Origin of the sequence: Flavobacterium segetis (assembly GCF_900129575.1) — a bacterium.
In the GTDB taxonomy this organism is placed as follows: domain Bacteria; phylum Bacteroidota; class Bacteroidia; order Flavobacteriales; family Flavobacteriaceae; genus Flavobacterium; species Flavobacterium segetis.
Genome location: NZ_FQWE01000003.1, coordinates 1 through 21617 on the forward strand (window position 1 = coordinate 1; position 21617 = coordinate 21617).

Annotated in this window: 20 protein-coding genes; 6 read left to right on the forward strand and 14 right to left on the reverse strand. The window is 33.4% G+C overall.

All coding sequences use genetic code 11. The features are described 5' to 3' along the window. Positions 1–173: 173 nt before the first annotated feature. Both BUA99_RS04330 and BUA99_RS04335 read right to left on the reverse strand, forming a co-directional pair. Positions 174–1409 (reverse strand): ABC transporter permease, encoded by a 1236-nt coding sequence (locus tag BUA99_RS04330; RefSeq protein WP_072988782.1) that lies wholly within the window; start codon positions 1407–1409, stop codon positions 174–176. Between the two features lie 78 nt (positions 1410–1487). After that, positions 1488–1982 (reverse strand): YkgJ family cysteine cluster protein, encoded by a 495-nt coding sequence (locus tag BUA99_RS04335; RefSeq protein WP_072988785.1) that lies wholly within the window; start codon positions 1980–1982, stop codon positions 1488–1490. A gap of 86 nt (positions 1983–2068) precedes the next feature. Here BUA99_RS04335 and BUA99_RS04340 point away from each other — a divergent pair, with 86 nt between their 5' ends. Continuing rightward, positions 2069–2785: a class I SAM-dependent methyltransferase gene (locus BUA99_RS04340; RefSeq protein ID WP_072988788.1), complete on the forward strand. Its 717-nt coding sequence runs from the start codon at positions 2069–2071 to the stop codon at positions 2783–2785. Positions 2786–2947: 162 nt separating this feature from the next. Here BUA99_RS04340 and BUA99_RS04345 read toward each other — a convergent pair whose 3' ends face one another. The 8 genes from BUA99_RS04345 to BUA99_RS04385 form a co-directional block, all read right to left on the reverse strand. Next, positions 2948–3349 carry a DUF2059 domain-containing protein gene (locus tag BUA99_RS04345; RefSeq protein WP_072988791.1) on the reverse strand — a complete coding sequence of 134 codons (402 nt, stop codon included), beginning with the start codon at positions 3347–3349 and terminating at the stop codon, positions 2948–2950. A gap of 36 nt (positions 3350–3385) precedes the next feature. Further along, positions 3386–4018 carry a 7-carboxy-7-deazaguanine synthase QueE gene (locus BUA99_RS04350; protein WP_072988794.1) on the reverse strand — a complete coding sequence of 211 codons (633 nt, stop codon included), beginning with the start codon at positions 4016–4018 and terminating at the stop codon, positions 3386–3388. Between the two features lie 180 nt (positions 4019–4198). Further along, a complete protein-coding gene (locus tag BUA99_RS04355) occupies positions 4199–5893 on the reverse strand; it encodes a tetratricopeptide repeat protein (protein WP_234972911.1) in 1695 nt (564 codons plus the stop codon). A 12-nt stretch (positions 5894–5905) separates the two neighbouring features. Further along, positions 5906–6799: a PstS family phosphate ABC transporter substrate-binding protein gene (locus BUA99_RS04360; protein ID WP_072988797.1), complete on the reverse strand. Its 894-nt coding sequence runs from the start codon at positions 6797–6799 to the stop codon at positions 5906–5908. A gap of 233 nt (positions 6800–7032) precedes the next feature. Further along, on the reverse strand, positions 7033–7833 hold the full coding sequence (locus tag BUA99_RS04370; protein WP_072988802.1) for an energy transducer TonB: 801 nt from the start codon (positions 7831–7833) through the stop codon (positions 7033–7035). Between the two features lie 40 nt (positions 7834–7873). Further along, the gene (locus tag BUA99_RS04375) at positions 7874–8422 is read right to left on the reverse strand and encodes an ExbD/TolR family protein (RefSeq protein WP_072988805.1); all 549 of its coding nucleotides are present in this window, start codon (positions 8420–8422) and stop codon (positions 7874–7876) included. Positions 8423–8440: 18 nt separating this feature from the next. Next, a complete protein-coding gene (locus BUA99_RS04380; protein WP_072988807.1) occupies positions 8441–9052 on the reverse strand; it encodes an ExbD/TolR family protein in 612 nt (203 codons plus the stop codon). A gap of 36 nt (positions 9053–9088) precedes the next feature. After that, positions 9089–9907 (reverse strand): MotA/TolQ/ExbB proton channel family protein, encoded by an 819-nt coding sequence (locus tag BUA99_RS04385; RefSeq protein WP_072988810.1) that lies wholly within the window; start codon positions 9905–9907, stop codon positions 9089–9091. A gap of 370 nt (positions 9908–10277) precedes the next feature. On the opposite strand from BUA99_RS04385, the gene BUA99_RS04390 reads away from it, so the two are divergent. Genes BUA99_RS04390 through BUA99_RS04400 form a run of 3 tightly spaced genes read left to right on the forward strand, consistent with a single transcriptional unit; the run spans position 10278 to position 13525 of the window. Continuing rightward, a complete protein-coding gene (locus BUA99_RS04390) occupies positions 10278–11798 on the forward strand; it encodes a helicase HerA-like domain-containing protein (RefSeq protein WP_072988811.1) in 1521 nt (506 codons plus the stop codon). 39 nt (positions 11799–11837) lie between these two features. Then, on the forward strand, positions 11838–12200 hold the full coding sequence (locus BUA99_RS04395) for a cupin domain-containing protein (protein WP_072988814.1): 363 nt from the start codon (positions 11838–11840) through the stop codon (positions 12198–12200). 44 nt (positions 12201–12244) lie between these two features. Next, complete coding sequence (locus BUA99_RS04400; RefSeq protein WP_072988817.1) at positions 12245–13525, forward strand: NAD(P)/FAD-dependent oxidoreductase; 1281 nt, start codon at positions 12245–12247, stop codon at positions 13523–13525. 13 nt (positions 13526–13538) lie between these two features. Here the strand turns inward: BUA99_RS04400 and BUA99_RS04405 are convergent, their stop codons facing one another. Together BUA99_RS04405 and BUA99_RS04410 are read right to left on the reverse strand one after the other, a co-directional pair. Further along, positions 13539–14879 (reverse strand): FAD-dependent oxidoreductase, encoded by a 1341-nt coding sequence (locus BUA99_RS04405; RefSeq protein ID WP_072988820.1) that lies wholly within the window; start codon positions 14877–14879, stop codon positions 13539–13541. 59 nt (positions 14880–14938) lie between these two features. Then, positions 14939–17332, reverse strand: coding sequence for a penicillin acylase family protein (locus BUA99_RS04410; RefSeq protein WP_072988822.1), 2394 nt, complete (start codon positions 17330–17332; stop codon positions 14939–14941). A gap of 159 nt (positions 17333–17491) precedes the next feature. On the opposite strand from BUA99_RS04410, the gene BUA99_RS04415 reads away from it, so the two are divergent. After that, the gene (locus BUA99_RS04415; protein WP_072988826.1) at positions 17492–18133 is read left to right on the forward strand and encodes a flavin reductase family protein; all 642 of its coding nucleotides are present in this window, start codon (positions 17492–17494) and stop codon (positions 18131–18133) included. Between the two features lie 2 nt (positions 18134–18135). Continuing rightward, complete coding sequence (locus BUA99_RS04420) at positions 18136–19668, forward strand: cryptochrome/photolyase family protein (RefSeq protein WP_072988829.1); 1533 nt, start codon at positions 18136–18138, stop codon at positions 19666–19668. A gap of 64 nt (positions 19669–19732) precedes the next feature. Here the strand turns inward: BUA99_RS04420 and BUA99_RS04425 are convergent, their stop codons facing one another. Further along, positions 19733–20164, reverse strand: a complete 432-nt coding sequence (locus tag BUA99_RS04425) for a YMGG-like glycine zipper-containing protein (RefSeq protein ID WP_072988831.1) — start codon at positions 20162–20164, stop codon at positions 19733–19735. Positions 20165–20251: 87 nt separating this feature from the next. Beyond that, complete coding sequence (gene kynU / locus BUA99_RS04430) at positions 20252–21538, reverse strand: kynureninase (RefSeq protein WP_072988833.1); 1287 nt, start codon at positions 21536–21538, stop codon at positions 20252–20254. Between the last annotated feature and the right edge of the window lie 79 nt (positions 21539–21617).

The window sequence follows — 21617 nt, forward strand, 5'->3', positions numbered from 1 at the left end:
TAGCACGACCACGATTATGCAACTTTGTTTTGTTATTGATTAATATTTCAAAGTTAAGTATTTCATATATTTCTATTCAAAGCAAAGATATGAGCCCGGCACTAAATATAATAGAGCCCATAACCGAAAAGGTAATGGGCTCTATTGTATTTAGAGAAACGCCCAAATAAATACTAATCGTACCGAATTGCTTTTACTGGCGAAATTCTTGTAATTATGTACGATGGAATGAGTAAAACTGTGAAACACACTAAGATTGTTAACCCATTAAGCAGCAATATATATCCCCAGTTTAAATATACCGGAGCTTGATTGACATAATAATTCTCAGGATTAAGTTTGATTATTCCAAATTGTTGTTGCGCGAGTAGCAATAGAATTCCAATAAGGTTACCCCAGAACAAACCACGAATTATTAAATAAAAAGCATTGTACAAAAATATTTTTCTAACCGACCAATTATTAGCGCCCATTGCTTTTAGTATTCCAATCATTTGGGTGCGCTCGAGTATTAAAACCAGTAATGCGACCACCATATTAATTGTTGCGACAAGAATCATTACGAATAAAATTACAATAATATTGAAGTCGAACAGTTGAAGCCATTCAAATATATAACTATATTTTTCTATTATAGTCTTTGTATCTAGTGTTGAAGATGTTTGTGTATAAACTTGCTCACCAATAGTTTTAATAGAATTAAAATCATTTATAAAAACCTCAAATGCTCCTACTTCATTAGAACTCCATTTATTGATACGCTGAAGATGTCTAATATCTCCAATTATATATGTTGCATCAAACTCTTGAAAACCTGAATTAAAAATTCCAGTAATTTTAAATCTGCGGCTAGAAGGTAATTTGTTCTGGTTTTCCTTTACAAAAAAAGTATTGAAAGAATCACCAACCTTAAGATGTAATCTATTGGCTAAAAATTGCGAAATGACGACATCTTGATTTAATTCTGTGGAAAAATCAGGCAACTTACCCGCCACGAGATACTCTTTTATATTATTCCATTGATAATCTTTCCCAACTCCTTTTAGGATTATCCCTTCGAAGGCTGTTTCTGTTCTTATTATCCCAGCTTTAGTAGCTACTGCTTGAATATGGTTTACACCAGCAACTGAATTAAACTTGGGATAAAATGTTTGGTTTATAGAAATTGGAGTCAAAGTTACCTCAGAGAGGTTGTTATCGTAGTTTGAAATAACAATGTGTCCATTGAACGCAGCAATTTTCTGTTGAATCTTTTGCTGAAGTCCAATTCCGGTTGCAACAGACACAATCATCATGATCATTCCAATTGCAATTGCCGCTATTGCAATTTTTATAATAGGTGATGAAATACTGCTTTTATAATCTTTTGCAGTTATAAGCCTTTTCGCTATAAAATATTCTATATTCAAGGGTAAATATTTACAATTATTCCATTTTTCTTTTGAAGTTCGTCACAAAAAATAGTGCTAAACACTAGATTTAGAAATTTACAAAGGCATTTTCTTTTTCATTTCTTCTACGATATTAAAAGCAGCTGGACAAATAGCAATATTCATTAGCGTTAGCTCTGTAATTTGCTGAAACTTTTTTCTATCGGTATGTGGAAATTCTCTACAAGCTTTTGGTCGGACGTCATAAATCATACAAGCATTTTCATGATCTAGAAAATTGCAAGGTACATTTTGTAAAACATAATCTTGCTCTTCATCTACTCGCAAGTAATTATTGATAAACTGCTGTGGTTTTTGACGAAGATACTTTGCTACACGTTCAATATCAGCAGATGTAAATAGTGGACCCGTCGTTTTACAACAATTTGCACAATTTAAGCAATTTGTTTTCTTGAATTCAGCGTCGTGTAAATCTTGCATCACATAATCTAAATTCTTAGGCGTCTTTTTTTTTAATTTATCGAAATACTTTTTATTATCGATATGCTTATCTTTGGCTTCTTTTGCAAGGTTATTTAGAATATGTTCCAAGTTTCAGATTTAACGTTTGAAATGCAAAGTTACACTATTTGAACTACGGATTTTGAGTGATCAATTTTGAATTTTAAAATACTATTATGAAAGATCTTTTTGGGAAAGCCATTCTTGATTATCAAACTAATAATTCTCCCGAGGATATAGTAACAGCAACAACGATTTCTGATGAAGACGAAATGTCTGTTGCCTATTTATTCCGCTCTTATAAGGAGATGCCCGCGATAGAACAAAGAGCGCTACAACTTGCAAGAGGCACAGTGCTCGACGTAGGATGTGGAGCCGGAAGCCACAGTCTTTATTTGCAAAATAATCTAAATTTAGAGGTTTTTTCTATCGATATTTCTGAAAATGCCGTAAATGCTTGTAGACTTCGCGGTCTTAAAAATGTTTACATATCAAATATTCTTAAAATAAATTCAGACATCATGGTTAATAAGTTTGACACTATCTTATTACTAATGAACGGCACTGGGATCTTTGGTACTTTAAATGACACGACTCAATATTTACAGAAATTAAAAAATTTGTTAACTATTAACGGTCAGATCTTGATTGATAGTTCAGATATAATATACATGTTTGATATAGATGAGGATGGAGCTTATCCTATTCCTGCAAATGGTTATTACGGGGAATTAGATTTCACATTGAGCTATAAAGGCGAAAAAGAAGATTCTTTCCCTTGGCTTTATCTTGATTACAACACTTTACAAAATGCGGCTTTAGCCAATGGATTAAAATGTGAATTAGTAATTGAAGGAGATCATTTTGATTATTTAGCAAAACTCTACATTTGATAGGCACTATTTCCAACAGAAACAACGATTTAGTAATTTTTTACTCTTGTCATGATATTGCCAAATCTACTAGAAATAGATTGTTTAAACTTCAGATAAGAAATTAAAAAACATAAAAAAAACCAAAACAAGAATTTTGGTGTTTTTTATGTTGAAACTTTATTATTTCATATATTTTATCATCATGCCTTGTAATTCCGTTCCCCATTCTTGACCTGCAACAGTAGATTTTTTATAAAGTTCGCCTGTTGAACTTGAAATTTTCTTACCTAATGGTGAATTATAAAAGTTAAGCATTTCTGTAATTTCGTCTTGAGTATACGTTTCCATATATATCACTGCTAATTTTTCATATAGCGAAGGTAAGGTTTTATCAAATTCCTTTGCAAATTCAACCTTATTAGCTTCCGGAATATTTTGCATGATTTGCTCTTTAGCCATTTGCATAGGACCAGCTGCGCCCGAAATTTCTATCACTTTTAATGTTTCTGTTTTAAAAGTGTCTTGGGCGATAATTATATTTGCTAGTAATGCAAATAAAGTTGTAATAAATAATTTTTTCATAAAGTTTAGTTTCAATTGATCTTAAAGAAATTAATTTTAAGGAATATTTAAATACTTATGTGTCTGTAATGAAATTCTCCATTTTGGATTTTTCATCACATACTCAACAATTAGTGGCGTCATCTCCTCTTTTTTACTCCATTCTGGTTGGAGAAACAAAATTGCATTATTGTTAACTTTTTCAGCTTGCTCTTCAGCAAAAATAAAATCGTGTTTATTAAAAATTATAACCTTTAGCTCATGTGCATTATCGTAAACGGTTTCAGTCGGAAGCTTATTTTTCTTTGGCGAAAGACAGATCCAGTCCCAAATCCCTGATAGCGGGTAAGCTCCTGACGTTTCAATATGGACTTTCAAATTCTTACTTTTTAAACTTTTCGTCAAAGCGCTCATATCCCACATAAGGGGCTCGCCTCCTGTTACAACAACAGTTTCTGAGTATTTACTAGCATTATTAACGATTAGATCTATTGCAGTTGGCGGATGCAGTTCAGCGTTCCAACTTTCTTTAACATCGCACCAGTGACATCCCACATCGCAACCACCAATTCTTATGAAGTACGCCGCAGTACCAGTGTGATAACCTTCTCCCTGTATTGTATAAAATTCTTCCATTAAAGGAAGCATTGTTCCTCTATTAACTTCTAATTGTATTTCTCTTGATAACATTGCTATAATTTAAAGTGCAAAGATAGGTAATAACAAAATGAACTTAAGTGAAAAACGAAGTAATCTATTATCGTACAAAGCACAACATATTGAGCCCTCCTATCTGTAAATTATATAACTTCATAAAACAAAAAAAACCGGTAGTCTGACGATTACCGGTTAAAATATTTTTAGAGTTATTTATTTTAATATTTTAATTGACTCCATAGCATAGCTGTTAGCTGGATCGATTTCTAAAGTCTTTTTGAAATATTCAATCGCTTTTACTTTATCTGTATTTGCATAACTTGCAGCTATATTGTTGTAAGCCTCCGTAAATTTGGCCATAGTCGCTGGCTTAGCAATTTCCTCTGCACCTAATTCAGTTGTTTTAGCAATATAATCTTCATAATTTTTAACCATTACATCATCCTTCTCAAGTGATCTATTTGTTCTTGCACGATACAAATATGCTTCTAGATAAGTAGGTGATGCTACTAATACTTTCTCGAAAGCTGCATCAGCTTTTTGCAAAGCTATCTTATCTATATTAACGTCTTTTCCGCTATTAGCGTAATAATTAGCTAATCCGTAATATACATTATCATCTAGATAACTTTTTGATTCTGGAGTGTTAGCTCCAAATTCGAAAATTTCAGCCGATTCCTTGTATAATTTTTTAGTGAAAAAATCCTTACCAACTGAACTTAAATCTTGTACCGCAAGTGGCTCCATTTCAATTGACTTTTTAATATCGATTAATCCTTTTGCGAATGCAGTAGAATCAATCGCTGTACCCTCAAGGTTAGTTCCTTTCTTAATTTTGGTTAGACCTAAATACAAATAATCTAGTGCGATAGGTTTGTTACCGGGAGAGTTGATGAAATTTTCTAAAGATTTAATAGCAACACCTATATTTCCATTTTTGTATGCTGAATATCCTAAATAACGATAAATCCTTGGGTTTACTTTATCTAATTCTGTCATCTTTTTTGCCTCAGCTTCTAGAGCAACATAATCTTCAATTAAAATCAAGAAATCAGCTCTACGCATTCTCGAGTGAATTGAGTAATCGGTTAATGACATGTATTTATCATAATGACCCAACGCAATTTTATAATTAGCGTCAGCTTGAGAAGGCTTATTACGCGCAATTTTATAATAAGTCTCAGCTAATTCTCTGTAAACTGGTCCATAATTTGGATTGATAGCAATTACTTCATTATATGCTTTTGATGCCTCGTCATATGATTTCGCGCCTTTCAAAAGAACACCTAGCTGCATTTTAGCTTTTAATAAACTACTATCTAATTGAAACGCGCTTCTGTAGGCGATATAAGCTTCATTTTGCTTTCCTTCACCATAATATGCATCTCCTAATGCTAATTGTACTTGCGCATCTTGCGAATTATTTACAGCTGCTTTATTTAACACTGTTAATGCGCTTTTGTAATCAGGCTTTTCAGCATTCATGTACGCTCTTGCAATAAAAATAAATTCCTGAAAATCCTTCCTTCTCATGTCTTTAGTAGCTAGAGCAAAATTTGCTTGAGCAGCAGAAACATTTGAATCATTAAGATCAATTTGACCTAAGCCAATATAATTTAACTGCCCTTCATCAGACGCGGTTATTCCTTTTTGAAAATAAATCTTAGCGGAATCCTTAACATTTTGCGTAAGATAAACGTTACCTAAAGTGTAGAACGCCTCTCCATTAGAAGGTTTATCTCTTATTATTGATTTTAATATTGTTTTTGCACTTTCAAATTGTTCGGCATCAACAGCTTTTTTAGCTTGATCAATGTCCTGAGCTTGCACCGTAAAAGCAGACGCTAGTATGGCAACACTTAAAATTGTTACTTTATTCATGTTTATTGTAATTAATTTATTTTTCATCTCTTATTGAATTTATTTAAATAGAAGTTTTCTTCCTGGGATGCGAATTGGCAATAATCCAGACTTTAAAACAATTCTTTGTCCGATATCTCCAGCAACGAATGAAGCAAAGCCCATTCCTAGTCCAGTAGTTCCTTGACAATTTATGATAAACAAATCACGTGCCAAAGGATAAGTCCCTTCAGCCAAATTATTTTGAGTAGGAGCAAAAAATTCTTTACTCTTTTGACCTTGAACACTTAAAACATTTATTTTTTTTACATCATCAATCATATCGGGTGAAGGCTGGTACAGCCAGTTTAGTCCCACAACTCCAATCATCCCATCATTCTCCGCCACAAATCTCACCACTTCTTTATTCGACTTAAACGAAAATACATTATTTTTCGGGATTTCTTTAATACCTGCCAATTCATTAACATACCTCACAGTACTAGAATTAGGATTATCAAAGACTAATCCTTTAATGCGAACTTGTGTTTTACCTTGCATAAAAAGAATTACATCTTTTAACGTAATCAAAGTATCGTTATTACTTTTGTTCGAAATAAAAGCAATTGCGTCCGACGCTATTTGAGTTACTTTAGGCTTTATCTTAAGATTTTCAAAATACTTTTGTTCTTCATCGTTTAGCTTTCTAGATAAAATAGCAATTCGTGAAGTGTCCTTCAAAAAAGCACGTATCACTTCCTTTTCAGACCTTGCATTAATCGTTATTTTAGCTTTATACTCCCCTTGAAAAACAGCTACCTGATCTTCAATAATTGGTTGAAATGATTCATCAACTAATATCGTGGTACTTCCTTTAAGAATAGTTTCTTTATCGTCATCTGATCTTTTACAACCAACAAAAATCAGCATAACAATCATTATCGCGTAGTATGTACGGAAAGGAAAATAATTCATAATTTAATCTTTATTGTCTATTATTATTCGATAACATCTAATGATAGCATAAGTGATAAGTAAAGTTCCAAAGGCTACTCTATAACCATATACCATTTCAAAGGGGAAATTTTTCATAAATATAACAATCAATCCTAAAGCGAAATACAGCAAAAAAAACAAAATTGCCATAACAAGAAGAAATCGCTCTTTCGGCGATTTCTTCTTAATGTTATCAAGTATGTCACTCAGCATTAATCAGGTGATTGAATAGTTATAGGTAACGAGAAAAGCACTCGCACTGGCTTACCATTTTGAACTCCTGGCGCCCAGCGTGGTGATTTTCTCAACACTCTTATCGCCTCTTTTCCAGTACCATAACCTATATCTCTAATAACTTTGATATCAGTTAATGAACCATCCTTTTCAACTACAAACGTCACGTACACTTTACCCTTTAATCCATCTTCCTCTGGCGTAACATAATTGTTACCGACAAATTTATAAAACTTTTCAATTCCACCAGGGAAATCAGGTTTAACTTCAATACCTGCTGTATTGTAAATAGTATTATCATCAGCCGCTTCGACAACTGCAACTTTACCGGTTCCTACTGGTTCCACAGTTAAAACAGCATCAGGATCACCTTTAATAGTTTCAGCACCTAATTTTTTCTCTTTAATTTCTACAATTTTAGGTGGTTCTTCAGTAATTTCATTGGCTTTAGCCACAACTGGCTTAACAAATTTTACCTGATCGACTTTAGGTGGTGGTGGTGGTGGTGGTGGCTCATTTAACTTAGGCTTTTCCTTTTTCGGAGGAAGCTTAACTGTTGTAAGCTTTATGTCTCTATTAATTTCCTCTTCTGCTCCCTTTGGAATCATATTGATGATAAGCGGAGCAGCAACAGCAAGACTAAAAAATACAGCTCCTATAATAAGGGCCTTAATTGTAGTCTTTCTATTAGTTTTTCTTAATTCATAAGCTCCGTACGCTTTGTTGCGTCCTTCAAATACAATATCAAGCCATTGATTTTTTAATATGTCTAATTTCATTTTTATTAATTATTAGGTTATTCAGCGAACAAGATTACTCTTATTTTCCTTCTAACAACTTTGTTTCCTCGGGCGAATAATCATTTACGATTGTGTAGGTAGGAATACTAGAAATTGCCATTTCATCTAATATATCAATTACATTTTTATAATTAGATTTTTTACTTGGTTTGATTATAACTATCATTCCCTGATCAGGCTTACCTTTCGCAGTGGAATATGCTAAAACTTCTTTTTTCCTCTTTTCTAATTCTTGACGTATACCATCTTTTCCAAAAGTCAGGTCTTTTGGACCTGCTAAAGGAGTTGCTAGTAAGCCCATGTAAAAAACCAGCTTATTGTCATCTCCTAGTAAGAGCGTCACAGTACGATTCTCATCGACTTTAATATCCTCACCTTTTTCATTTTTATCTGGCAAACCCAAGCTCATCGATTGAGGTTTAGACAACGTCGTGGTAAGCATGAAAAATGTAATTAATAAGAAAGCTAAATCTACCATCGCAGTTAAATCCACTTTAGCATTTGCTTTTTTACTTCTTACCTTTCCACCTTTTTTGCCTCCACCGTCGCCGGTATTTAATTCAGCCATCTTAGTGTCTTTTTTTTATTAAAAATCTTTTCCTCTTAAACCAGTAACTAAACTAAAGCTATTGATTTTTTGATCTTGCAAAATATCCATTACTTTTCTAATAGCAGGATATTCTTCCCTTGCATCACCTTTAATAGCAACTTGCAATTCTTTATCATTAACTTCAATATTTGCAAGACGTGCATTACGAACCCAGTCTTGCAGTTGATTGTCTAACGAATCAGATGGAATACCTGGTTGATCTGCTTTACTTCTATCTGCAGCTTTTAAATCGATTATTTGTTTAAGACTGGAAATTGGTACACCAAAATCTTTCATTAAACCAAATTTGTCTTTATCCTCCTCTGAGAAAGTAATACCGTACTTTTCAGCCATTAACTCCAGAGTTCTTTTACGAACTGCTTTCCCTTTTAAATCAAAAAACACTTTTCCTTTTCCTACTGTTAACGTAGCTAAATCGGTATCGGGTACTTTTGTCTGAGTAGTCGAAGCTGGTGTGTCTACAGGTAAAGCTTCTGGGATTTTAGCAGTAGAAGTCATTACAAAAAAGGTAAGCAATAGGAATGCAACATCACACATCGCAGTCATATCCGTTGATCCCGGATTTTTCTTTATAACTATTTTAGCCATTCTTTTTATTTTAAATTTGATATAAATATCAAAATATTATTGCTTCAAACTTCCTCTGAATCTTCTGTAAGAATTTACGATTGAAACTGCAGCTTCATCAATTGAGTAAGTCAAGTCATCTATTTTAGATGTGAAGAAGTTGTAAGATATAATTGCAACGGCAGAAGTTCCAATACCCGTAGCAGTATTAATAAGTGCTTCAGATATACCAGCTGCAAGAGCTGCTTGATCAGGAGTTCCAGCTGCAGCAAGTGCGCCAAACGCTTTAATCATACCGGCAACAGTTCCCAGTAATCCAACAAGCGTACCTAAAGAAACTAATGATGAAATAATCGTCATGTTCTTTTGTAGCATTGGCATTTCAAGTGAAGTTGCTTCTTCAATTTCTTTGTGAATAGTTTCAGCAGCCTCTTCACTATTGAAACCTTCTTTTTTCACTGCCTGATATTTTACAAGCGCTGATTTTATTGCATTTGCAACAGAACCTTGTTGTTTATCACATGAAGCAATAGCTTCATCAATTTCACCTGTTTTAATACTTAATTGTATTTTTGTCATGAAAGTGTCTAACTTAGTTTTACCAGCTGCTTTTGAAATAACAAAATATCTCTCAACTGAAAACACAAGTACCATAAGTAACATTCCCAATAAAACTGGAACTATAACACCACCGTGATAAACTTGACCCAATGTGTTTAGTGGAACTCCAGTTTCTATATTCCCTCCTTCAAAATTGGAAGGATCACCCATGATAAATTTCCAAATAAGAATACCAATTCCAATACACGCAACAATAATAAGCCCTGAAACCATTCCTCCACCGTTTGAAGTGCTTTCTTTTTTAACGTTTGCCATTTTTTTTAATTTTAATAGTTTTAAATAAATTATGTTAGTTATAATAAACTTGTAGTGGAGCAAATTTATATTTTTAGTTCAAATAAAAAAACTTTTTTTTATTTAATTGTCATTAAATTTATTTTAAAAACACATTTCTAGATATCTTCATTGCATTTATATCGATTTGACGAATGAATTCAGCACGTAAATCAAAAAAAATGTAACTATTTATGAAAAATTATAATAATTTCTAAAAAATCACACTCTTTCAAAGAAAGTTTTTATTTGCGATATTAACAGATTAAAAGCAAGAAAAATGCGTTTTATATCAAAATAGCTAATTTTAAAAAAATATAATATCTTGCATCGAATAAAATGAAAAAAACATATGACTAGACATGACTCCTTTATAAAACACATTTCAGAAGGATACACTTTTAAAGGCGAAAGCATCATCCTTGGTGGTGCAATACTCGATGGCATTCCTTTACCAGATGCTCATGTCAAGGTTGCCCTAAAGACTTTGAACCGTCATGGATTGATAGCGGGTGCAACAGGAACTGGTAAAACTAAAACGATTCAAGTACTTTCAGAACAACTATCCAGTTTTGGTATTCCTGTTTTGATGATGGACATAAAAGGAGATTTTAGTGGAATTGCTAAAGAAGGTGAACAAAAGCCCTTTATTACAGATCGCCACGAAAAGATTAATATTCCTTATTTCGTATCAAGTTTTCCAGTCGAACTGTTGACAATCTCTGATCAAAATGGAGTTCGAATGCGCGCGACAATATCTGAATTTGGCCCTGTATTATTTTCTAGAATTTTAAATTTAAATGATACTCAATCTGGCGTTATTTCTGTTATTTTTAAGTATTGTGATGACAACAAAATGCCGCTACTTGATTTGAAGGACATTAAAAAAGTCATCAATTACATTACCGAGGAAGGAAAAAAGGAAATTGAAGAGCAATATGGAAAGATCTCAACAGCTACAACTGGAACAATTCTTAGGAAAATAATTGAACTAGAACAACAAGGAGCAGATCAGTTTTTTGGCGAAATGTCATTTGATATTGATGATTTAATGCGAATTGATTCTGATGGTAAAGGTTATATCAATATTTTACGATTGACTGATATTCAAGACAAACCAAAACTATTCTCGACATTTATGTTAAGTTTGCTCGCAGAAATATATCAACAAATGCCCGAAAAAGGAGATTTAGAGCAGCCTGAATTAGTCATATTTATTGATGAGGCGCATTTAATTTTCAATGAAGCAAGCAAAGTTTTACTAGAACAAATAGAAACAATTGTAAAACTCATTCGTTCTAAAGGAGTTGGAATTTATTTCATAACTCAAAATCCAATGGACATACCTAGTGGAGTTTTAGCACAATTAGGATTAAAAATTCAACATGCGTTACGAGCTTTTACAGCAAATGACCGGAAAGCAATTAAGCAAACAGCCGATAATTATCCCCTTTCTGATTTTTACAAAACCGATGAAATCCTGACAAGCTTGGGCATTGGTGAAGCTTTAGTTACTGTATTAAATGAAAAAGGAATTCCGACGCCTCTTGCAGCAACAATGTTGCGTGCACCAATGAGCAGGATGGATATTCTAACTGAGACTGAGATTCAAGAAATCAATACTAAATCTAAACTAGTCAAAAAATACAGCGAACTTCTTGACCGCGAAAGTGCTTATGAAATGTTGAATAAAAAAATTGCCAATGTTGAAGAAAATTCTGGTCAAACGGAACAAAAAAGGGAATCTAAAAAGCAAGAAAGTCAACATTCAGATACTGCTGCGGTTGTAGGTAAGTCAGTTTTAAAAGTATTAACTAGCGCCACCTTTATTCGAGGAGCATTTGGAATTCTAACGAAAATGTTCAAGAAATAGTAGAATAAAAATTAATTTACGATTAAAAGACCAATCATTTTGAAAAAATATTCTGTACAAAAAGCACCTTTTATAGTTCCAACCACTGATGGAAAGCTAATTGAGGAACATCACGGAAAAGCGAGCACAAACAATGATGAAATTTCTATTGCACATATGGTCGCACCGCCATACTGGTGCGAGCCATTTCAAACTCCAACATTTGAAGAATATACCTATATAATACGAGGAAAAAAACAATTTATTATTGAAGGTGAAATTATTGTTCTGGAAACTGGTCAATCCATTAAAATTGAGAAGAATACACGCGTTCAATATTCCAATCCCTTTGATGAACCATGCGAGTATATTGCCATTTGTACTCCAGCCTTTTCAATAGAAAACGTTAATAGAGAGGACTAAATTCTCATTATTTTGTATCTTTATCTTTAGAAAAGAAATTAGATATGGGAATTAAAAAGAAAATTGTAATTATTGGTGCTGGATTTGCAGGCTTACGCTTAGCGCAAGATTTGGAAAACACAGATTTTGACGTTTTATTAATCGACAAAAACAATTACCATCAATTTCAACCTTTGATGTATCAAGTCGCGACTGCTAGACTTGAACCTGCGAGTATTTCGTTTCCTCTAAGAAAAGTATTTCAGCATTCAAAAAATGTACGGATTAGAATTGCAAATGTAATTAGAGTAGATACGGAAAACAAAATTTTAAAAACTTCCATAGCAGACTTTGATTACGATCATCTTGTTATTGCATTTGGCTGTACTACAAACTATTTTGGTAATGCTCAAATAGAAAAATTTGCATTTCCTATGAAATCAGTTCCGGAGGCCATTCAGCTCAGGAATGAGATTTTGCAAACATTCGAGGATGCCTTAATTGCCTCCCCTGAAGAATTACAGGCGCTAATGAATTTTGTAATTGTTGGCGGTGGACCTACTGGAGTTGAGCTTGCAGGTGCTCTTTCAGAGATGAAGAAAAATATTCTTCCGAAGGATTACCCAGATAAAGATTTTTCTAAACTCACCATATATTTATTAGAGGGTTCTCCAAATGTTTTGAATCCGATGAGTGTTGATTCTCAAAAAATGGCACGTAAATATTTAGAAGAATTAGGTGTGATTGTAAAAACAAGTACTATTGTCAGTAATTATGATGGCCGAAATGTAATTTTACAGAATGGCGATAGCATTAAATCCACTAATGTAATTTGGGCCGCAGGAATTATTGGTAACACACTCGAAGGAATTCCTTTAGAGAGCATAACAAGAGGAAGTCGATTTATTGTTGATCGATTTAATAAGATCGAAAATCTAGAGAATGTTTATGCACTTGGCGATATCGCTTTTATGACTACAGTAAAATATCCTAATGGCCATCCTCAAGTCGCAAGTGTAGCTATTGAGCAAGCAAAAGTATTAGCAAATAGTTTTAAGCGCAGTTTAAAAAATAAATCTAAGATTGAATATGAATATCATGACAAGGGATCTATGGCAACTGTAGGAAAACGGAAAGCAGTTGTTGACTTGCCAAAATTTAGTTTTCAAGGACGACTCGCATGGTTTACTTGGATGTTCATACACCTAATGCTGATTTTAAGTGTTAAGAATAAGCTTTCAATCTTTATCAATTGGATGTTTAGTTATTTTAATAATGACAGTACTTTACGAGTGTTATTAAAACCAGCAACTAAAGTAGATTGTGCAGAAAAGGGCTCTTACTAAGAGCCCTTTTCTGTTATTTTATTAAATCTAATATTTTATTCTCAACAAACTGCGAATCCCAAATTTCTGCGATGTTTTCAATTTTTAAAACTTCTTGCATTATTTGATTTTGATACTCACCAATTGCTAAAGCTTCGGCATAAGGTTGTAAACTAAAGGTTACTCGACTGTACAAAGGCAGCCATTTCTCTGGATATTTATCTGAAAACCATTTTTCAATTTTCTTTTGTAATAGAAAATTCTCATCAGCAGTTTTAGCGCTCATTTCATTGAAATTGCGCTCTGCCAATTCAGCTATTGCATCAGCATTTGGTTTACGCGACTTTTCATATTCTGTAAAAATCATTTGCCAATCATCTCCGTACTGACCAATCAAATCATTTAAAATTGTAATATCTTCAAAACCAGCATTCATACCTTGGCCGTAAAATGGAACTATAGCATGAGCTGCATCGCCTATTAAAGCGAGCTTATCTTTGTACGTCCAAGGATAGCATTTCATTTTCACTAAATAACTCGTAGGATTCTTAAAAAAATCCTCAACGAGATCCGGAATGACTGCAACAGTATCAGGAAAATAAGTTGCAAAAAACGCAACTAAAGATTTCTCATCTTGCAATTGTTCAAATGAGTTTTCTCCTTCAAACGGCATAAACAAGGTACATGTAAAGCTCCCATCAAGATTGGACAAGCCCATTAGCATAAATTCACCACGTGGCCATATGTGTAATGAATTTTTATCAATTTTATGGGTCCCATCAGGATTGGCGGGAATATGCAACTCTTTGTAACCAATTTTCATGAATTCCTGAGAATAATCAAACATCGATTGTCGTTGCATTCTATGACGAATTCTTGAGAAAGCACCATCAGCACCAAAAACCTTGTCAAATTTTATTTCAGTCCATTCACCACGTTCCGTTTCTCCAACATGTAACGTGGCAGAGCTAAGCGTAACATCCCAAATTTTTTGATTAAAGAAGAATTTGACCCCTGATTTCTCAGCTAAATCAATCATTTTTCTATTCAAAATCCCTCTTGAAAGTGAAAAAATAGCTTCTCCTTCTTTTCCATAATTTTGAGTAATGTAACTACCATCTTGCAAGTGAATTCCTCTTTTATCGACTGGTATCCCAATATTTCGAATCTCTTCATCAAGACCAATATCCTCTAAAGTTTTCCAGCCTCGTTTAGACATAACCAAATTGATTGAACGTCCAGAAAATTCAACATTACGAATATCAGGGCTTCTATCATAAACATGAACCGTATGACCTAATTTTTTAAGATAGATTGCCAATAAGGTTCCAACTAATCCAGAACCTACAACGGCAATTTTTTGAGCAGTTTGCATTATATTTTTATCAAAAGTTAAGCAAAATTACCACTTTATTATGGCAGAAACTTTAAAATTTATTTCTTTTTACTGGGTACTAAAACTAATTTAGTTGAAGTCCTAACAATCTCCTCTTTATTAAGCAACATTCTTCTAAATTTTCCAGCATTGTACAGCTCAGCTTGATCGCTATAATGGGCACTAAATGGATTTCCTGACTGTCCTGTTGGCAAAACACTCCAACTATTTTCTACATCAGAGAAATCGACAATCCGACGGGTTGAAGGTCCACCTTTTACCTCGTAGATTCCATCAGGAGTATAATCAAAAAATAAGTTGTTAATTACTTCAGTAGCACCGGAAACTTCAAAAGGACCAACATTAAAAATTCCTTTTAAAGCCGAGACTTTACCAAGCGGATGTTCATGCTCAACAGTATGCACTTTATTCCAAGTCCAGTTTTCAACAGTAGTTCCTAATTGGTTTTCTAAAGCCACAATTGATTCTTTAAATGATTTTGAAATAATTTGCGATCTGTTTTCTCTAATGTTTTTTGTTTTAACATTGTCCCACCATAACGATTTTTCATTCCTAATTTGTGTCGCTATGATTTGTTTTACCACATGAGTGCCTAAAAATATTTTAAATTTCTCAGGTCCAAGCTCATCTTCAAAAGTATTTTTTAAATAATTATAAATCCATTTGTTGTAAATGGTAGGAGCAACATCAGTCAGATTATTTGAGCCTTTCCATCTTTTTAGAACAGCTACAGCTTGCTTTTGAGTCTCTGAAAGTATTTTTTTATCGAGGTTTGAAAGTAAATTTTTAACAACTTCTGGCGAAACAGTAGATGTATTGTCAAACATCATATTGCCTACAGCCGCTATATCCCAGTTTGACTTTCGATCCAGTAAGTTAGTAATCCTTTTAGCACGGTCTTCTGGAAGATAATAACCTGGATATAAAAATCCGTCAACAGGTTCTGGTTGATTATTTGCAGAATATACATAATTCCAACTCGGATTTTCGGCCGAAGGATTTTTAGAGAAATCCAAATATTCAACAATGTCATCTTTTCCTGTCGCACCATTTAAAATGAAATTTGGATTTACGCCTTCGTTATGTTTGTATAATTGACCAGTTGCCCACCAAGCCACATTTCCTTTGGCATCGCCATACATCACATTTAATCCAGGAGCAGCAATAAGAGAAACACCTTTTTGAAAATCCAGTTTATTTTTAGCGTGCGAAAGCAAATAAAAAGCATCTAGAATTTCAATGGGCTGTTGCGTGTATATCCACGACATTGCAACAGGTTTATTACTATGCAATCCATCTAACAAATCATTTACCACTGGACCGTGACGTGTAATTTTGACATTTAAAACTACATCAGCGCTATCTTTTACTTTTATTGTTTTTTTAAGTGTTTGATAGGCGGTAAAACCGCTAGGTGTTTTATAAGTATTGCTGTCTTTTGGATTAGTTTCCTCTTGATATAAATCAATATCATCGTTTTCAAACATTGTTAAACCATAAGCATACTCTCTACTATGTCCCAGCAATGGATAAGGAGTTCCCGCTAAATACGAGCCATATAATTCAAATTCAGGTGTCACTAAATGTGCTTCATACCAAGTTCCCGGCTGCGAAAAACCAATATGCGGATCATTTGCAAAAATAACTTTTCCGTTCTTTGTTTTCTTTGGAGCAAGAACCCAACTATTGCTTCCTATAAATGGAGAAATAGGAGAATATTCAAGAATTGCGGTAATCGACTTCGAAATAGCTGCGTATTCTTGTACTTTACCTTTAGCGTTTTTAATTTTTGTAGTACTCAAAGAGCTATCAAGTCCAAACTCTTTTAGGTATTCCATGCCATATTTATTACGAATGTCGGTCATTAAAGGATCTGACTTTTGAGCCATCGCAAAACTAAAGGACATATACCCAAAAATATTATAAACGTCTTTTATTGTAAATTTTTCTTTTTTGATTCCAAGTAAACTAAATTCAATGGGTGTAGTTCCTTCTGCAAGATATTGATTAATTCCATCTAAGTACGAAATTGTTAACTGGTAACTACTGCTGTTTTTATCTAACTTTGCTATTGCCTTAGCAGAAGCATCCTCTATACCAATGCCGGCAAAAAATTTATCATTCTTCAAGGCAACCGATCCAAATATTTCTGATAATCTTCCGGGAGCTATGCGTCGCATCAATTCCATTTGCCACAATCGATCTTGCGCATGAACATAACCTAGCGCAACCATTGCATCTTTAGATGATGAAGCATAAATATGAGGAACTCCAAATTGATCAAAATAAACTGTTGTTTCTTTTTGGATATTTGCAAGTTGCTGTTCTCCCTTGTATTTAGGCTTTGAATATATGCCGTAGATAAGCGCAGTGGTAATCACAAGCGCAATGATTAACAGTAGACCGAGTAGAACTTTTTTAAATATTTTCATTTTTGTAGCAATTGAAAAACAAATATAAATGATTTTTAAGTATTTGAATCAGGAAGTTGAGAAGCAGAATTTTTAGACTTTTAAAAAAATTTAATTTTTGTTTAATTTATTTTAAAATTAGTTAAACAAAAAGTATATTTGTTACAAATTATATTTAATATGAAACACATTTCAAGAGATGACATTTCTCAAATGGAGAAAATCGAAAGACTAAATCTAATTAACTCGTGTACTGGTTATAAATCGGCTAGTTTAATAGGGACAAAATCTTTAGATGGAAAATCAAATGTTGCTATTTTCAGCAGTGTAACTCATTTAGGAAGCAATCCTGCCATGATAGGATTTATTATGCGTCCTACCACGGTTCCTCGTGATACGTATAAAAACATTAAGGAAACTGGATATTTTACTATAAATCACATTACAGTTGACATGATCGCAGATGCACATCATACATCAGCAAACTATGAACCCGGTATTTCTGAATTTGCCAAAACAAACTTAGAGGAAGAGTATAAAATCAATATCGAAACGCCATTTGTAAAAGGAAGTCCAGTGCAAATGTACTGCAAATATTTAAACGAATATTATATCAAAGAAAACGATACTATTCACGTAATTGCATCTATTGAAAATTTATTTTTTGTAGAAGATTTAGAGCATAAAGACGGTTGGCTGCAATTAGACAGAGCAAATGTTGTTGCTATAAATGGACTTGATGGGTATTGCTTACCCACATTAATTAATCGATATCAATACGCTCGAAAAGAAATTCCTTCCACCTCATTTATTAAAAAATAAATATGAAAAAACTCCGCTTAATCCTTGGTGATCAACTTAATTTGCAACACTCTTGGTTTCAAGATTGCGATGAAAATATTATTTATGTTCTAGCTGAGATGCGTCAAGAAACTGATTATGTTAAACATCACATTCAAAAAGTTGTAGCGTTTTTTCAATCAATGCGTAATTTTTACACAACCATAATAGAGCGAGGTCATCAGGCTATTTATTTTCACATTAATGATAGCGAAAACCCTCAAGATTTAGAAAAATTAATTTTATTCTGTATAGAAAAATATTCTGTTGAAAAATTCGAATATCAATTGCCTGATGAATATCGCTTAGACGAACAATTAAGAAGAATTTGTTCCCAATTAAAAATGAATTCCGAAGCATTCGATTCGGAGCATTTTTACACAACTCGCAACGAGCTCTCGGATTTTTACGAAGGAAAGAAGCTGCTGTTGATGGAGAATTTTTATCGCAACATGAGAAAAAAACATCATATTTTGATGGACGGTTCAACTCCGGTGGGCAATCAGTGGAATTTTGATGCTAGTAATCGCAAGAAATACAAAGGCGAAGTTCCTATTCCAGCAGCAAAAAATTTCCACGCAAACGTGTCAACACTTGTTGTGCAAATCAATGAAGCTGGTATTAAAACTTTCGGGAATATTGATGAAAATAATTTTAGTTGGCCCACATCAAGAGAGCAATCTCTTGCTGTTTTAGATTATTTTTGCAGTCATTTGTTGAAACACTTTGGCGATTATGAAGATGCGATGCACACCAATGAAAAATTTCTTTTTCATTCCCGTTTGTCATTTGCTATGAATAGTAAAATGCTTTCACCAAAAGAAGTCATTAATACTGTTGTTTCTTTTTATCATGCCAATGAAACTTATATTTCTATTTCACAAGTTGAAGGATTTGTACGACAAATTTTAGGTTGGCGAGAATATATTAGAGGAATTTACTGGAAAGAAATGCCAAATTATTCCCAGATGAATGTGTTGAATAACACCAATAAATTACCTGATTTTTTCTGGACAGGAAAAACTAAAATGAATTGCATGAGTCACGCAATCAATCAAAGTTTAGACGAAGCTTATGCTCATCATATTCAACGACTCATGGTAATTGGAAATTTTGCGTTACTTACTCAAATCCATCCTGACGAAGTAGACTCTTGGTATCTAGGAGTGTACATTGATGCCATAGAATGGGTTGAAATGCCCAATACTCGCGGGATGTCACAATATGCTGACGGAGGAATTATTGCTACAAAGCCTTACGTATCATCAGGCAGTTATATTAATAAAATGAGTAATAATTGTGCTAAATGCCACTATAATGTAAAGGAAAAATTTGGCGATAAGGCTTGTCCTTTCAACACATTATATTGGAATTTCCTAGATGAAAAAAAGGAATATTTTAAAGGAAATCAAAGAATGGCCATGATGTTAAATCTTTTAAACAAAATCAATCCAGAAGAAATGTATAAAATAAAAATAAAGGCAAATGAGATAATTGAAAACATGGATTCCTATTAACAAAAAAAAGAGTGTTTCAATTCACAAGGAATTCAAACACTCTTTTAATTATAAAAAGATAAGTTTAATCTTTTTTCTTTCCGTCTAATATAGCTCCGGTTCCAGCTCCTACTCCAGCACCTGCAACACCACCAATGATAGCTCCTTGTACTTTTTTCTTGCTAATTATGGCTCCAGTTGCAGCACCAACTCCAGCACCTATGACAGCACCTTTTGCAGTATTGCTCCAACCTTTCTTTTTAGTGGTTGTACTGGTTGTAGTTGTAGTTGACCTTGGTGCCTGTTGATTAACAACAATAACTTCCTTTTTAGTTTCTACTTTGGCCTCTTCAATTTTAACCATTTCTTGTTTCATAGAATCAATGACTCTTTGTTTTTCAATTACTACATTCATTGAATCTACAGTTGCTTTTTTCGCTGCTTGCACATCCATTTTTCCTTGATTTTGACAAGATACCACAACTAGTGATAATAGAAAGAAATATACTATTTTCATAATTTATTATATTAATTTTTAATTTGCAAAGTAAGACTTAATATTACAAAGTATTGCTACACAATTAGCAGTAATATTTGTAAATCGTTAAACAACGGTTTTATTTAAAATTCCCGCTTTCAATATTTGTCCAAAATTATACATGTCCTCATAAGAGGTGTATAAAGGAACAGGTGCTAATCGAATAACATTTGGCTCACGCCAATCCGTAATTACACCATTTTTCATTAAATAATCAAATAGGCTTCTGCCTTCGCCATGCAATAAAACAGATAATTGCGACGCTCTATCTGATGGTTTTACTGGTGTTATGATTTCAAATGTGCTATCGGTTTCCTTATCTATTTCATGCAGAATAAATTCTAAGTAGGAGGTGATTGAATCTCGTTTATGCATCAATGCGTCCATTCCTATTTCATCAAACATATCAATAGAAGCTAAGTACGGTGCTAAAGAAAGAATTGGTATATTACTTATTTGCCAACCATCGGCACCGTGAACTGGATCAAAAGTTTGTTCCATCTTAAAACGCCTTTCTTTATTGTGTCCCCACCATCCGGCAAATCTAGGTAAAGTTGCATCATTGTGGTGTTTCTCATGTATAAAACAACCCGATGCATTTCCAGGTCCTGAATTCATGTATTTATAACTGCACCAGGAAGCAAAGTCTACGTTCCAATCATGTAACTGTAATTTAACATTACCCGCGGCATGTGCTAAATCCCAACCTACATAAGCTCCTGCTTTATGACCTGCAGCTGTTATTGTTTTCATGTCAAATACTTGGCCTGTATAATAATTTACACCACCGATTAAGACTAAAGCTAGCTCCTCACCTACTTCATCAATTTTTGCTAAAACGTCTTCTAACCGAATATTGTGTTCGCCCTCTCGACGCTTAATTTCTACGATTGCATCTTCTGGTTTGTATCCGTGAAAATCAACTTGACTCTGAAACATGTATTGATCTGATGGAAATGCTTTTTCCTCACAAATAATTTTGTATCTTTTTTTCGTAGGACGATAAAAAGAAACCATCAATAAATGAAGATTAACTGTGAGCGTGTTCATAACGGTCACTTCACTAGGAAGAGCGCCAACAATTTTACCCAGAGGTTCTGCAAAACGTTCATGATAATCCCACCATGGCTTTTTAGCATAAAAATGACCTTCAACAGCAAGATTTGCCCAATCATCCATAACCTCATCGACGTACTTTTTAGTTCGTTTAGGCTGTAAACCTAGGGAATTACCAGTAAAATAAATAACTTTTTTATTATTAACTTGAGGAAAAATAAATTCTTCTTGGTATTTATGGAGTACATCATTTGCATCAAGTTGTTGTGCAAATTCAAGTGTATTTTTAAATATCATAATTTGTAATTTGAATTGTAAAAATAGTAAAAAAGAAAGCAGTGCGCAGAAAATCAGATTAAGATTATGATTAAATTAA